The sequence below is a fragment of the Pradoshia sp. D12 genome, assembly GCF_008935075.1.
Classification (GTDB): Bacteria; Bacillota; Bacilli; order Bacillales; family Pradoshiaceae; genus Pradoshia.
On the sequence record NZ_CP044545.1, the window covers coordinates 2,243,611 to 2,259,044 of the forward strand.

Annotated in this window: 15 protein-coding genes; 3 read left to right on the top strand and 12 right to left on the bottom strand. The window is 34.4% G+C overall.

The window, feature by feature from the left end:
* Window positions 1-139: 139 nt before the first annotated feature.
* The 6 genes from F7984_RS10680 to F7984_RS10705 form a co-directional block, all read right to left on the bottom strand.
* A complete protein-coding gene (locus tag F7984_RS10680) occupies window positions 140-1,585 on the bottom strand; it encodes a sensor histidine kinase (protein WP_225983578.1) in 1,446 nt (481 codons plus the stop codon).
* On the bottom strand, window positions 1,582-2,805 hold the full coding sequence (locus F7984_RS10685; RefSeq protein WP_066107015.1) for a beta-ketoacyl-[acyl-carrier-protein] synthase family protein: 1,224 nt from the start codon (window positions 2,803-2,805) through the stop codon (window positions 1,582-1,584). The genes F7984_RS10680 and F7984_RS10685 overlap by 4 nt, the downstream gene beginning before the upstream one ends.
* A 520-nt stretch (window positions 2,806-3,325) precedes the next feature.
* Entirely contained in the window at window positions 3,326-4,645 is a 1,320-nt protein-coding gene (locus F7984_RS10690; RefSeq protein ID WP_140461556.1) for an aromatic amino acid transport family protein, read from the bottom strand.
* A gap of 228 nt (window positions 4,646-4,873) precedes the next feature.
* Window positions 4,874-5,752: an L-serine ammonia-lyase, iron-sulfur-dependent, subunit alpha gene (gene sdaAA, locus F7984_RS10695; protein WP_139891823.1), complete on the bottom strand. Its 879-nt coding sequence runs from the start codon at window positions 5,750-5,752 to the stop codon at window positions 4,874-4,876.
* Window positions 5,753-5,774: 22 nt separating this feature from the next.
* Window positions 5,775-6,473, bottom strand: coding sequence for an L-serine ammonia-lyase, iron-sulfur-dependent subunit beta (sdaAB, locus tag F7984_RS10700; protein ID WP_140461557.1), 699 nt, complete (start codon window positions 6,471-6,473; stop codon window positions 5,775-5,777).
* A gap of 179 nt (window positions 6,474-6,652) precedes the next feature.
* Entirely contained in the window at window positions 6,653-6,850 is a 198-nt protein-coding gene (locus F7984_RS10705; RefSeq protein ID WP_140461558.1) for a hypothetical protein, read from the bottom strand.
* Between the two features lie 369 nt (window positions 6,851-7,219).
* Here F7984_RS10705 and F7984_RS10710 point away from each other — a divergent pair, with 369 nt between their 5' ends.
* The 3 genes from F7984_RS10710 (at window position 7,220) to F7984_RS10720 (ending at window position 10,503) form a co-directional block, all read left to right on the top strand.
* Window positions 7,220-7,897 (top strand): helix-turn-helix transcriptional regulator, encoded by a 678-nt coding sequence (locus F7984_RS10710; protein ID WP_140461559.1) that lies wholly within the window; start codon window positions 7,220-7,222, stop codon window positions 7,895-7,897.
* A gap of 324 nt (window positions 7,898-8,221) precedes the next feature.
* Entirely contained in the window at window positions 8,222-8,995 is a 774-nt protein-coding gene (locus F7984_RS10715) for an NADPH-dependent oxidoreductase (protein ID WP_140461560.1), read from the top strand.
* A gap of 287 nt (window positions 8,996-9,282) precedes the next feature.
* Window positions 9,283-10,503: a dicarboxylate/amino acid:cation symporter gene (locus tag F7984_RS10720; protein WP_140461561.1), complete on the top strand. Its 1,221-nt coding sequence runs from the start codon at window positions 9,283-9,285 to the stop codon at window positions 10,501-10,503.
* A gap of 432 nt (window positions 10,504-10,935) precedes the next feature.
* On the opposite strand, the gene F7984_RS10725 is transcribed toward F7984_RS10720, so the two are convergent.
* The 6 genes from F7984_RS10725 to F7984_RS19700 all read right to left on the bottom strand — a co-directional run bounded on the left by F7984_RS10725 (window position 10,936) and on the right by F7984_RS19700 (window position 15,416).
* Window positions 10,936-11,931, bottom strand: coding sequence for a hypothetical protein (locus F7984_RS10725; RefSeq protein ID WP_139891818.1), 996 nt, complete (start codon window positions 11,929-11,931; stop codon window positions 10,936-10,938).
* A 188-nt stretch (window positions 11,932-12,119) separates the two neighbouring features.
* Entirely contained in the window at window positions 12,120-12,866 is a 747-nt protein-coding gene (locus F7984_RS10730; protein WP_140461562.1) for an SDR family NAD(P)-dependent oxidoreductase, read from the bottom strand.
* 553 nt (window positions 12,867-13,419) lie between these two features.
* Entirely contained in the window at window positions 13,420-13,980 is a 561-nt protein-coding gene (locus tag F7984_RS10735; protein ID WP_140461563.1) for a hypothetical protein, read from the bottom strand.
* Between the two features lie 74 nt (window positions 13,981-14,054).
* Entirely contained in the window at window positions 14,055-14,759 is a 705-nt protein-coding gene (locus F7984_RS10740; RefSeq protein ID WP_140461564.1) for a hypothetical protein, read from the bottom strand.
* A gap of 113 nt (window positions 14,760-14,872) precedes the next feature.
* Window positions 14,873-15,256, bottom strand: a complete 384-nt coding sequence (locus F7984_RS10745; protein WP_140461565.1) for a hypothetical protein — start codon at window positions 15,254-15,256, stop codon at window positions 14,873-14,875.
* 13 nt (window positions 15,257-15,269) lie between these two features.
* Window positions 15,270-15,416 carry a PIN-like domain-containing protein gene (locus F7984_RS19700; protein WP_181162008.1) on the bottom strand — a complete coding sequence of 49 codons (147 nt, stop codon included), beginning with the start codon at window positions 15,414-15,416 and terminating at the stop codon, window positions 15,270-15,272.
* Window positions 15,417-15,434 lie beyond the last annotated feature (18 nt).

Consider the following 15,434-nt stretch of genomic DNA (forward strand, 5'->3'; position numbering starts at 1 on the left):
CTACATCTATATATTTCAAACAATTTAATTTAAATGTTTGGAGTTTACATAATATTTTTATAATTAACCTTTTTGTATTTTGTTGTCGTGTATCAAAAACAGCAACCCTAGTAAGGATTGCTGTTAAAACATTGCCTATTTATGCATTGCCTTTGCCCATCATATCCAATATACCGTTCTGTGGTAATTCGATGATAAAGTGAGTTCCTTCAGGACAGCTTTCGGTAATCGAAATGGTACCCAAATGCTCTATTATCGTTTTCTTAACAAAAGGTAATCCCAAACCCATTCCCCGCTTATCTATTGATATAAAGGGATCAAATACACTTTCCCAATTAGCTGGTGGAATTCCTTTTCCGGTATCAATGAAATGAATTAGAATTAGTTCATTTTTTAATTCTGTTGTTATCATTATTTTCTTATTCGCTCGATCTTCTGGCATAGCCTCTACACTATTCTTGATTAAGTTAATGAAAACTTGCTCTAAATTCGTTCTATTTACATAGGTAATTAATGGTTGATATTTGTTCTGAAATTCAATGTCTACCTGTTTTGTACGCAACATTTCAGAAGATAGGTTAATGGATTCTTCAATAACTTCCATTAAGTTTTCCTTTTTCAGAACTAGATTGGATGACTTCATGTAATCCTTATAATTATTGGTCAGTTTACCTAAATGATCTGAAGACTTTTGAATCATATCCAACGTTCTCTTATCTGTGTCATTTAAGTCACCACTAAGACTAAGAAGATTAGAAAAACTCTTGATGATTTGGTTGGTGTTTTTCACTTCATGGATTAAACTCCCTGCCAGATTCCCAGTATAGTCCAGCTTCTTTTGTCGTTCCATCAAATCATAGTAACTCTCTTTTAGACTGGTGTTCAACTTAACATAAAAATGAAAAATCGAAATGGAGAATATAATGACTCCAATACTACTCGTTATGGCACCCATAGCTGGAGAAAAATTAAATAAACCGAGTATGATTAGCCAAATGGAAGCTAACGATATGGCTGTTAAAAGGTTTCTAAAGCTCGGGTTAGAGATTTTCCTCGAAATCAAAAAGACTAGGAATACGAAGATAATAAAACCAAACATATGGGCAATGAATATCCAACCTAAAGGCCCATATACCGGATAATAAAAACTGGAAGAAGCAGCCTTCTCTACAGTTAACCCACTAATCCCTAAATTTGTTAGGTTGATAACATATAAAACTCCACTCCAAATAGTAAAGAAAATGAGAGACTTTTTAGTAAGCAGCACCCGAGAAACTCTCAACAACCAATCAGTCTCTTTTAACATGGTTGGCTGATCCTTTATGATTTTGTATGCTAAATAGAGAACAATGGGCACTCCAAAAGTTGGCCCTATGCGCAGAACCTTAAAAAGCCATAGAATGGTACTTTCAGAGAAAGTATCTAAAAAATATAGACTTCCAATATCAAGTTGCCAAATGGTAATAAAGGACAAGTATAAAAAAAGACCTGATGACAAACTTGAATTGTTATACATACTTTTAATAACAAAAGAAACAAGTAAAGGACTTAAACCAATGCTACATACTAACAATCCGATAATCATGTATTTTCGCGCTCCATTGCTGAATGATTTGGTCTATATTTTTGGATATAAGCACAAGCGTTATTTCCACCGTGTCCATGATTAGTAACAGCTACTTCGTTAATTTCCTGATATTTTGTTTCGGTTACAATATTCATATCTTCATAACCTTTTTTGGTTGTTCTTATGGTTGGTGGGATAAAATTATGTTCCACACTCAATAGTGAAGATATAACTTGTAAGATTCCACTGGCCGCAAGAGGATTTCCGAACATACTCTTTATTGAGGTGTAAGGCGTTTGATGATTGAATAATTCCCTTGAGCACCTTTCCTCTATACGATCATTTATTTGAATCCCTAGCGCCTGACTGTTGATATAATCTGGGGAACGTCCATTTGTGATTTCTTTTAACACATTGACCATTTCTTCCCCAGTTTCATCTGTGCTATAAATGTAAATTCCATCATTATTCGAGATAGCGTCTACGAATTCTCCTTTAATAGAGGCTCCGCGAAGAAGTGCATCTTCTTCTCTTTCTAATACAATGGCACCGGCAGCTTCCGCTATTGCAAACCCTTTACTATCTTCTTGGAAAGGTACAGCTCCATCTTTCATTTCTTGGTCCAATGGCAACACTCGTGTTCTAGAAAATGCATATGTGACCGTTCTGTCAATGGAGCTTTCCGTTCCGCCTACTATAGCTATATCAATTTTACCGGACCTCAAATATAGCAATGCTGATTCAATTGCTTCCAGACTAGATGTACAGCCGGTAGTAATGGTTCTAGTTATACCTTTTGCACCTAAAAAGTAAGCAATCGATGAGGTAATGCTATGATAATTAACATAGTGAGGGAATGTAATGGGTACTTTTCTATATTCATCATTATTGATATGTATAACAGAGTCCTGGAAGGGTCTTTCTGTAATGGAACCAAGTGAAGTTCCAAAAAAAACCCCTACTTTTTTTCCTGCCAAATCTACCCCTGCTGATTTCAACGCCTCTTTCCCTGCCACGATTCCTAATTTAGACACTTTAGGCAATCGATTAATTCTCCTATCTTTCTCTAACTCTTCTAATCCATTATCTATTAAACCAACTATATTGGATTCACCTTTATATCCTTCTCCATCTATTAGTTCCAGTGTGTTCACACCATGCTGTAAATTAAATAGAAATTCATCGATATTCCTTGTATTCGGGGCTATTGTCCCGTAGCCACTAACTACTATTTTCATGTAATTTTCCGCCTTAGTTGAGAATATTTACCTAAGAAAATTATAGCAGATAATATTTCAGAATGACTATAGGAAAAAACTATTAAAAATATATTTAAATAATCTAAATAGTTTAAATAAATCATTAATACTACTTTATAAAACAATCAAAAGCGTATGTTGATACCACATGTCGTTGAGCTTTTTGTTTGGGAGATAAAGTAACTTCATTTCAGATGTTCAAATACCTGGAACTCTAGTGAGATATCAGCCCCAACAAGAATGTTATTAGCCATCAATAATATAAATTCTTTAATCTATCAAATTTCCCTGCTAACATCAAATATTGTTGATAGCAGTCCTGAGCCCTAACCAACCGGGGACAAATTTCGAGTAATAAGAATCATTGAATATAAAAAAGCTGCATACCGTAAAATCCCGGAATACAGCCATATCTAAGGTTCAAGCATCAAACACTTCTTAACTTTTTACTGCTTAAAACTTATAATCCTCTTCTAAAACTTTCATTCATTAAAGTGATTTAGAAGAATACTTTAATACTTGCTAGGATCGTAAGCACACCTACAACAATGACAAACACGTTGCTCAATTTCCCTCTGTATTTAGCTAGTACTGGTACTTTACGGATTGCATACATTGGTAATACACATAAGATAGCAGCAACTAGGGGTCCGCTGAGTGTATCAATTAATCCTAGAATACTTGGATTTGTATAAGCAACAAACCAACATGTTAATACCACAAATACTAGAATTGCAGTTTTAATTGTTTTTTCTTTAATACTTTTTCCGCGTGCTTTTCCTGATGCCACAATCATGTCACGCATTACTTCGTAAGCTCCTACATAATGACCAAGGAAGGACTTTGTGATGGCCACGAATGCAATAATAGGCGCTGCAATAGCAATTATAGGTGAACCAAGTTCATTCGCAAGATAAGATAGGATTGATAAATTCTGTTCCTTTGCCATGGCAAGATCACTTGGAGTTAAGCTCAAGACACTGCTCCAAACGAAGAACATGACAACAGAGAATGTCATAATATAACATACTTTTTGTATTTGGGCACATTTCGCGTCAGTCGCATCTTTTCCATAAGTTGCCCGCTGTTTCATTACAAATGACGATACAATAGGAGAATGGTTAAACGAGAATACTATAATCGGTAATATCAACAGTATAATTCCAAAATATCCGGATCCTGATGAAGCAGTAGAAACACTTGCAGAACTAAAAATCGATGTATTCCACTGTGGAATTAAAGATACTGCGATAAACAACAGAGAAGCTATAAATGGATAAACTAGCATGCTCATTACTTTTACAGTTATATCTTGTCCAAAATTTAGTATGACGATAAGACCGAGAATTAATACAAGTGATAAAATAGCTCTTGGCGGTTCGTTCATATGCAATTGATTTACCATAAAACTACTTGCTGTATTTGTAAGTGCAACTGAATACATCAGCACGATTGTATAAATAGAGAAGAAATAAACTATGTTAAAGGCTATACTTGCCTTATTTCCAAAATACTCTCTTATCGTACCTGTAATTCCCTCATCAGCAGAATCTGAAGCAGCTATCATTTTAGCAAGTGCCCTATGCGAGTAGTACATTACCGGAAAGGCTAGTATAGTAATTAACAATAATGATATTAATCCGCCTGATCCTGCATTAATAGGTAAAAAAAGTACGCCCGCTCCAATTGCTGTTCCAAAAAGGCTCAAAGCCCAGGTTGTATCTTGTTTATGCCATTTCTTCGCATCTGGAAAATTCTCTTGTATTACTGAATGATCTTCAACTGGTAATTCGAGTTTTTTTGCTGTATTTCCATGCATAATAAGGTTCCTCCTTATATATACCCTAGCTTTCTGCTAAGGCTTATAAATATGGATATTTTTTTAAAATTAAATTACTTATAAGATTCGGACAATAGAGATTATTAAATTACAACGCTAGCACTGAGAAATTTGTTTATCTACCATTCTAGTGTATTTGTTGGCGTTTGCAAAATATTGTATTTGCATGGGTATAAATCCCTTTATTTCTATATTTGTCTTCTCTTCTTACTTTTCTCCAAAAATTTTATGTTTAATGGCAATACCTGTTGGTGTAGCTGCCACTCCTCCTAAACCTGTCTCTCTTAACTCGCGTGGCATTTGTCTACCTATTTTATACATGGCTTCAACTACTTCGTCGGCACTAATGATATTATCTACGCCGGCTAATGCCATGTCCGCTGCAACTAAGGCATTGGCCGTTCCAATAGCGTTTCTCTTTACACAAGGAACCTCTACCAATCCAGCGACTGGATCACATACTAAACCAAGCAAATTTTGAAGGGCTGTTGAGAAGGCTTCCGATGATTGCTGCGGTGTTCCACCGGCAACTTCTACTGCTGCTGCTGCTGCCATTGCCGAGGCACTGCCTACTTCAGCTTGACATCCTCCAAACGCTCCAGCAATACAAGCATTATTGGCTACTATCATTCCAAATAAAGCAGAGGTAAATAGAAAATGCACCATATCTTCGTGACTTAACTGCAACGTATCTTTAATACCGAATAGGACCCCAGGAACTGTTCCACTCGCGCCTGCTGTTGGAGTTGCACAAATCGCCCCTAACGAAGCATTTACTTCATTAACACCAATTGCATGCTGGACCCCAAATACCATCATATCTCCAGAAAGAGTTTTTCCACGTTCGCGATATTTTTTGATTTTAACAGCATCGCCACCAGTTAAACCGGTCGGAGAAAATACCCCGTCTCCCTCAATACTTTTATTTATGGCATTTTCCATAGTGAGTAGATTTTTTTCCATCTTGCTCCAAACTTCATCATAGGTAGATTTAGTTTGTTGGATTTCCTGCTCAATGGCTAATTCATAAATGGGTTTTTGCCTTTTATTAGCTGCATCTACGATTTCTTTTATGGTCATGTACATAAACTTTTCACCTCCTAGGATATTAAAGAATAATAATAGTAGCTGTATTGCTAAGTTCCTTCAATTTCTGCTGAACATCGTTACGTAACTGAGAGTCCAATGTAAATGCAAAGAGGTGTTTTCCATCTTCTTTTAAACTGGTAAAACTATTAATATCCACATCATTTTCTTTAAGGATCCTGCGTAACCCAAATTCAAGGTCATCTTTTTCAGAAATCGCTAGTATAACTGGTAATGGTCCTTCAAGATTCAATCTAAACCCGTCCATTTCAATCTGTTTGACCTCAATCATACCGCCGCCGACCGAAATTCCCATCGTTCTAATACTTCTATTTTCATCCTCCAAATAGACATCTGCAGTATTGGGATGACCGGCAGGACTATCAATCACTTCTTCAATAAAAACAATCTTAATTCCCTTAGATTCTGCTATTTTAATAGCATCAGGCACTCTGCTATCATCAGCGGCAAAACCTAATATACCAGAAACAATGGCAAAATCAGTTCCGTGACCCTTATGAGTTTCGGCAAATGATTCATAGTACCGGACCAAAACTTTTTTTGGAAGACCTTGAAATAATTTATTGGCAACTGCTCCAATAGCTAAGGCACCTGCTGTGTGCGAACTCGAGGGCCCTATCATTACCGGACCAATGACATCAAAACAACTTTTATAATTAATAATCTTTTTTTCTTTAACGGGTGCTACATTAATACTCATATAAAATTCCCCCACCCCATTAAATTACTTGATCTTTTAAATTGATCCTGCACTGTAAACTTTCAAAGGATGAACACAGCTTGTACTAGTGAGCTTTCATAGAGTTATTCCTAACTCCCCTCTATTTGAAAAGGTTTTCATTACTAACCAATAAAATCGAATCGTATTTATTTTGAATACTAACTACCATTGCCATCATTTCTTATGCAACTTAATGCCTTCAAAACATAATTAGCAGCAATTCCTAGTTGTTCAATAAATCCGATTCCAGATACACCACCTTTAGCATATTTTAGAAAAGCATAAGGTAAAAACGGTACCGCAACTGCCCTAAAAAAATCCATATAAAGTGTTTCAAGCTGACCTTGGAAATCCATTAATCTATTTCCAATAATTTATTACAGTAGTTATTATTTACTACTCGCTCAAAGTATCACATAATTGGTTTAATATGTCAATATGATTTAGTAAAAACTTATTTTTGTAAAAATTTATTATTAGAAAGCCTTTACAATCTGTTATAATTATTAGTAGATTATGCCTAAATTGGTTTTGTTATCAAGAATTTACTTAATGAAATCGATAATCACCATACTTCCCTAAACACTGGTCAAGTGCACATATATAGGGGCAAAACTGAAAACTTGCATGTAGGGTTTAACTTACTATGCTCGTAGTATATTTGATAAATATTTTTGATCTCGATGTTCCATTAAAAAGAGTTTCCTAAAAGGAGGAAAACCTAATTGGATAAAGATCTAATTCGGCATTATCAAACTATAATGAATTATTTTGGAGAAATTCTAGGACCTAATTATGAATTTGTATTGCATATTTTAAATCCTAATGGAGGTTCTCATATTGGTCATATCGTCAATGCTGACTTGAGCGAAAGGTCCTTAGATAGCCCATTAACTAACTATGCAAAAAAGTTAATCAACGATAAGGTTTATTTAGACAATGATTATGTTGTTGGATATGTCGGAGAAGGACCGAGGGGTAAAAAATTTCGTTCATCCACTTTGTTTATAAAAGATCATAAAGGTCAATTACAGGGACTTCTATGTATTAATTTTGATGCAGACGTGTATCGAAAAGTCGCCAAGGATATATTAAGTTTAGCCAATCTAAGCTTTGATATTAAACATATTGAAATGAAAACTGAACAAGAGCAACCTGTAGAAAAGCTTCAAGATAATGTAAGTAATATCATCTATACAGTAATAGATAGAGATATCCTGGAATCTGGAGCCCAATTATCACCTGACCAAAAGAAACTTGCTATTTCCAAATTAAAAGAATATGGAATATTTGATATGAAAGGCACAATAAGTGAAGTGGCAGATATAATGGGAATGTCCGAATCCAGTGTTTATCGGTACCTTCAAATGGTATCACGAAACAAAAAAGCCGTAACGGTATAATAATAAGTTTATCAATTACGCTGGAAAGTCTCAGAAAAGACTAAATATCTCGGGACTTCCCAGCTTATTTTTCTTCATTCAGTATCCGTCCATACCTCACATAGTCATACAGGTTGTCATCCTACAGAAAAATATACATCCCGAATAAGATTTCTTGATCTCTTAATAGAAGTAACTCATTCTTTCATCGAAGCTCTGAGAATACCCCATACAACCCAATATAACCCTTAGATAACAGTCCGACTGTATGGTTCTATTATGAACAATAAACTTGTTTGTACTATACTAATAACGAAACCATATATCGAAGGAGGAGACCTCAACATGAACGAAATCATGCAAACCTTATTATCTCACCGCTCCATCCGATCTTATCAAAACAAACCAATCGAAGATGTACAGCTGGAACAAATCATTCAAGCTGTCCAATCTGCCCCGAGCTGGATAAATGGGCAACAGGTTTCCATTATTGCGGTTAAAGATCCTGTAAGGAAGAAGAAGTTTGCAGAGCTATGCGGCGGGCAGAAGCATATTGAAGAGGCCCCTGTATTCCTCGTATTCTGCTCAGACTTTTATAGAGCTTATGTATCCAGCAAAATCGAAAAAACACCATTTGCTGTCCCAGAAAATATCGATACATTATTGGTCGGGGCTACAGATGTTGGGATTGCTCTTGAAGCAGCCATTACTGCATCCGAATCACTAGGCCTTGGTACCGTCTGCATTGGCGGTATACGCAGAAAATTAGATGAAGTCATAAAGGAACTCAACCTTCCTCCATTTGTTTTACCCATTTCAGGTTTATGTATCGGCCATCCAGCAGAGGATCCCGGTTTAAAACCACGCCTGCCAGTTAAAGCGGTCTATCATAGCGAAACCTATCAGCATGATATAAAAGAAGAAATTGAAGGATATAATCAAACATACTCAGATTATCTATCAGAGCGTTCCCAAGGTACACAAACTGGTACATGGACTAAAACTGTAGCCAACTTTTATAGTAAAATTTATTATCAGGGCGTTGATGAAGCGATTAATCAACAAATGCAGATCAGTCATAATAAAGAAGATTCTAAAGATAAAGGAAGAGAAGCCTAAACGCTCCTCTTCCTTTTATTTTTCACTTCTACCAAATCTATTGATCGTCTCTTCACCTTGCATTGATTGTTTTAGTAATAAAAATTGATAGAAATATCCGCAAATTATTCTAGGTCTTAATACTCCTTATTTCACTATAAAGAAGATTAATATGCCCTAAAAGTTATATTAGATGAGTAATTTCAAATTCCGTGGTAAAATATCTATTAATTCTCGGAATTTGGAATATAAGGATAAATATAATAGTTTAGTGTCAGAATTTATGGCTGAGAGCTAGGAGGAATCATATGAACTTAACAAAGAAGATAATCTTTGCACTGATACTAGGTGCCCTTGTAGGTCTTTCCCTAAATATTTTCTCCCCATCTTTATTTGAAACACTCAACAAATTTCTTTTCGATCCTTTAGGTACCATCTTTATCAATCTGATTAAATTGTTAGTAGTTCCAATTGTATTATTTTCTATTATTTTAGGTGTAGCTGGCCTGGGAGATCCTAAAAAGCTCGGATCCATCGGTTTTAAAACCGTTTTCTACTTCCTATGTACTACAGCCATAGCCATTATATTGGCTATCGTTCTTGCTATGGTAATTTCACCGGGAACAAAAGGTGAATTTGATACAAAAAATGCAACTTTTGAGGCTGAAGAAGCCCCTTCAATCGGAGAAACGTTCCTTAACATTATTCCTGATAATCCAATCATGGCTATGGCCGAAGGTGATATGCTCCAAATCATTTTCATGGCTGCTTTAATTGGATTTGCTTTAACTGTTTTAGGAAAAAAGACAGAAGGAATTGTAAAATTGGTTGAACAAGGTAATGAATTGGTTATGTTTCTTGTAACCTGGGTAATGAAATTAGCTCCTTATGGAACGTTTGGTCTTATTGCATCAGCAATTGGAGAACAAGGTTACAGTGCAATGAAAGCGATGGCATTATATATGATTGTCGTTGTACTTGGACTAATCATTCATACTATCCTTGTTTATGGTGGAACCATTCTCTTTTTTGCACGTAAAAGTCCAATATGGTTCTTTAAAGGCTTTGCACCGGCCATGACAGTAGGATTCAGTACTTCAAGCAGTAATGCAACTTTACCTCTATCCATGGAAGCCGCACAGGACAATTTAGGTGTTAAAAAAGAAATATCTAGCTTTGTTCAGCCTCTGGGTGCGACAATCAACATGGACGGAACAGCCATTATGCAGGGTGTTGCCACCATCTTTATCGCTCAAGTCTATGGTGTAGATTTATCCTTCACTGCCTTAGTTACAGTCGTGATAACGGCAGTTCTTGCCAGTATCGGCACAGCAGGCGTACCTGGTGTAGGTCTAATTATGCTTGCAATGGTTCTAAGCTCAGTTAATTTACCTGTAGAAGGTATTGGGCTAATCCTTGGAATCGACCGTATTCTTGACATGGCACGAACATCTGTCAATATTACAGGTGATGCAGCTTGTGCTGTCATGATCAACGAACAAGAAAAAAGAAAAGAAAGCGCTGCATAGTCATAAACTCTAGTATTCTATTCTATTTTTATAATCCTTGTATCCACTGCATCTTTATTGATAGAGATCTTATCGATAAAGATGCAGTTTTCTTATTATTGTTTTAATTATAATAATAGTTATATTCAATTCATAAAAGAGCAGGTAAAATCCAAAAACAGGAGATTTATCTGCTCTTTTAGTCAGAGTTTAAGGTCTATAAATTTACTATACATTTAAAAATAAACAACTATAATGGTTGTGTTTGGTAAAGCATTTCCTTTATACCCTTATCAGTTTTAAGCTTTTAGTGTAACTGTGCAGTTTCCTTGCAAATTCACTTCTGCTAAGCTCAGTGTTTTACTCCCTACTTTCACAGTTACAGCAATACAACTGGAATTCATAGTTTACGAAATACTATTAAGAATAATCCATATCCTAAGCTAGGTGGAATTAATCATTAAAAAGTAGGAATCCGCCCATTGGTCCGGTAATTCCAACAATTAATTTAGTTTCCTTATCTACATAAAAAGTGTAGTCATAACCGCCTTCTCCAAATTTAAAGTAGGAATATAAAGTTCTTTTTCCTGAATCCCTCTTACTAGAACTCTCCGGTAATTTATCCAACAAATCATCTTCTGTCATTCCTACAGTTAAACCTTTCACAAAAAATACTTGTGATTCTACTTCTGCACCTTTAATTTTAGTAATGACATCCTCATCTTTTACGCTTAAATGCACCCCAGGATTGTCACTCATAGCACCGTCAGCAGTAACATGACATTCAACTAACGGAATTGATTCACTTGTTTCCTCATAAGTAGGATTAACAGGCTCAAGAAATAATTCAAATTCATTTTTGGAAACCTTGATTAGTGGTGAGAACCCAAAACTATCGTCAATCCAAACCTCTTCAATTGATTTATCACTTTCCTGTGTCTTACTTTCCATATAGACAACATTAAATCCAGCATCAATAAAATCCTGAACAATTGTATCTTCCGTCCATATGAAGTCAAAAATTTGGATGGCTTTAGTACCTAAATCAGCATTTAGAATTTCTTTATCTGCCTCATGGAGTGCAATTTTTTCTAAACCGCTCACTTCTTTATTTACTTTTCCGTCTTTTAAGTTAACCTCTAATTCCCCTTGATCAGCCGTATAAGATACATCTGCTACAAGTTTATCTCCATTACTAATATTTTGTTCCTTATTTAACTTTATTTCTATATTCTCTTCAAGTGAAGAAAATAAAAGTTTTCCATCAATACTAAGTAATTTTTCTTCAAAACGAGATGAATCGAAATTAGCATTTGCTGTTGCTTCACCATCATAACCACTTACTTCAATTGTTACATATTCGGTTAAATCAATTTTTTCCTTTGAACTGCAACCCGATATTCCTATGAAAGTAATTAAAATAAATAATAATGCCAAGCCTTTCTTCATTTTAATCTCCACCTTCCGGAATATTAATTTTATATTGATATATTAATAATACCCAGTTTGAATTTATTTAAATATATACACATTTAAATTAAATTATTTTTATATATCAGATTGATACTTAATACACATAAAACAAAACACCAACATTCAATAGTGGGTGTTCATAGTATCTCTTTATGTATGCTTTATTATTGAGCAGTGTATCCTCCGTCTACGACAATTTCCGCTCCTGTCATAAAAGTGTTTTCAACAGCGAATATGATTGCATGTGCAATCTCCTCAGGTTTACCCAAACGTTCAAGTCCTTTTGATAGCGGATGAAGTGATTTTAACATTTCGATTCCTTCTGCTCCTGCAACATCCTCATTTACCATACCTGTAATAACATAGCCAGGATGGACACTATTTACTCGAATGTTAAAAGGAGCAAATTCTAAGGCCATTGATTTTGTCATTAATCTTACTGCACCTTTACTAACGTTGTAGAAACAAGCACCGGCTGAACCTACTAAGCCAAGAATTGAAGAAACGTTAATAACCGCCCCACCCGTGCCTTGTGCAACCATCTGTCGAATCGCTTCACGGCTGCAATAAAATACACCATTTTGATTAACCCCTATGTATTTTTCGTATTCATCAGTTGGAAGATCTAGTGTAGAACCTCCTCCTCCTATACCTGCATTGGCAATCATAATGTCAAGGTGTCCATATTTTTCAACCACGTGTGACACCATATCCTTTACTTGATTTTCGTCTGATACATCTACTTTCAAAAATTCAGCGTTTAACTCTTTGGCAGTTTGATTTCCCAACTCCTCGTTGAAGTCTGCAATAACAGGGATTCCACCTTTGTTGAGAATAGCTTTTACCGCTTCTTTACCAATTCCGTTTGCCCCTCCAGTTACAATAGCTACTTTACCTTTGATTTCAAACATACTAACTTCTCTCCCTTTTTCTTATTTAAATACTTTCTAAAGAAAGATTATTTGACCATTTATTATCCACAAATAGTAGAAATATTGCTTGATTTTTTGATCCCTGCATATAAACTTCACAATAGTAGACTTCTAGATAACTAAAAAGGGGCACAAACGCTTGGTTCTAATCTCCGTTTGTACCCCATTATATTGAAATTTACTATTCATATGGACTTATTCATGCTATCTATTACATCCGAAGAGAGATTCGAACTCCCGACCGACGGCTTTGAAGGCCGTTGCTCTATCCAGCTGAGCTACCTTATATATCGCTATTAATAATAAATTTGGTAATTCCTTGTCAGATAAAAAATGTCCCATTCCTTAAAAAAAGTTCTATGTTGTAAAGAGTGCCTAATCTGATATATGATATTATTTTTTTTGAGTTACCTCATCTAACAAGTAGGCATACAGTTTAGGACTTACAACAGTTAACTTCTTTATAAAATCAAATTTGTAAAAGTGACATAAAACATCTTCTTTTAAAGTGAAGATGCAAATAAAAAACATATTAATTATAGTTCTCTATTAAAGAAATAATTGCTATTAAATATCCATTGATTTTTTTGAATTCTCTTTGGTCAGACTTAATATCTCCTATTTTTTTTATTCCATGGAAGAATTTATTTCTCATTCTTTTAGCTATAATAAACAAAAACAAAATTTTATCTCTAATATCATTTTTTCTAAGTGATTTTGCAAATCCTTCAAATGAAGCTTTATTTGATAAAGTAAACTTATCTACTTGATTATAAAGTGTATTTAAAAATAGATTGTTATCACTCAAATATTTCTGATAAAAATGGTTAAATGATCTATTTATTTCGTCTACTAAATTACCACTTATTTCATTTCCCGATTGTACATCCCTAATAATTAGGCCAACTGATGCTTGCTTTATATCTAACGTATTAACCCATAATTTAAATTCACTAAATTTCATTTTATCCGAAAATATTTTTGTGTTCGATTGATTCTCAAATAAGCTCCATATAAAAGCGAAATTTTTAGCTTCTTCCAATCCATTATCATCAGTATTGTATGTACTTAAAACCCATTCGGTTATACTCATTTTTTCTCCTCCTCTTTTGTTGACTTTCCTACCTTTCCCTTCATTTTTTCTAATTCTATAATAATACTAAACATTCACAACCATTGCTGGGCTTGTAAATATAACTGTGTTACGTTAAATATGGCTTTTTCATCATTTGGGTGGTCAAGTATTTGACGATGCATATATTCAATTTCATGTAAAAAAGTATAATAATAAAGATCCAGGGGACCAAAGAATATATCCTCGATATTTTGAGGATAAAAAATGTGGCATTTAAAATTATCTTCTCCATTTTCTATTCTAATTTTTAATCTTTTGTTTCCATCTGCACAAATAAAAGCTTTTTCAATACCAAACATTCGAACAAGAAGGGGCTTACGTCTGTCCTCTAATTTACTCTTTAAAACAGGTGTGTCTGGGTCTATATATAAATCATTAAGTTTAACCGTTTCTAAAGGGATTTTCGAGTTGTTTTTTATGATATTCATTGCTTCTACGTCAAAATGAAAAGTATATATTCCATAATCAGTAATATGCTCAAATTGAAATAATTCATAGTTGTCTAACGACACGCTTGGTTTAGCTTTTATTCTTTGAATAATAGGATTAGAATTCGGAAACTCTTTCACATAGTCTTTTATTTGTTCATCTAAATCTAAGAAGCTATCTAGCCAATACTTTTTCCATTGAGGGAAGAACGATAAATGACCAAATTGTTTACCGAATGAATCTATTAGTCCCATAAAATTAAATTCAACATATTTAACAGGTGTTAATGGCGTGAATAAAGCAGGCATAAAGAAGCACTCCTTTTTTGCGTTGATAATCCTATATATTCTACCTCTTCAACCTATAACCCTTCTCTTTTATATAAATGAATTAATTTTCATTAGATAAAAGAGGGATTTAATTAGTTTGGGTATATAGAGGCTATAATTTCTTCATTGTTCAATAGTCTATTCCAATTTACAAAAAAGAGAGCCTCATTAAGAGACTCTTTCAAAGTTTTATAATTGCTATAGATTTTTAGCTTATATAAATCGAATAGCTGTCCCATCCGCTCCATATACAGATTCTGTAAGTGCAACCTCTTAACGCCTACGTCATATCCTGCAATGATATCATTTTGTAGCTGAGTATTCATTTCTTCCATAGTATTTATATAAAACTGAAAATTGTCAGTTACTATGTATGGATGGTCAGTTTTGACTTTCCTTAGTATCTTTTCTGCCTCATCTTTTAATTTTTTCAGTTGTGAACCTAGTGCATCATATCCCTCATGCTGTTTATACATATTATTTTCATGGTTAAAAAAGTTCTAAAGCAACTTGATGAGGTACCCATAATCTTTCATCATCTTTTAACTTTTTTAAAATATCCAGTAAGCTTTTTGTAGATTCTTTAGTTGTGTATTTGTAAAAATTCAATAATACATATGCCCAAACCCCTGTCATATCAAGAGTTTGACTGTT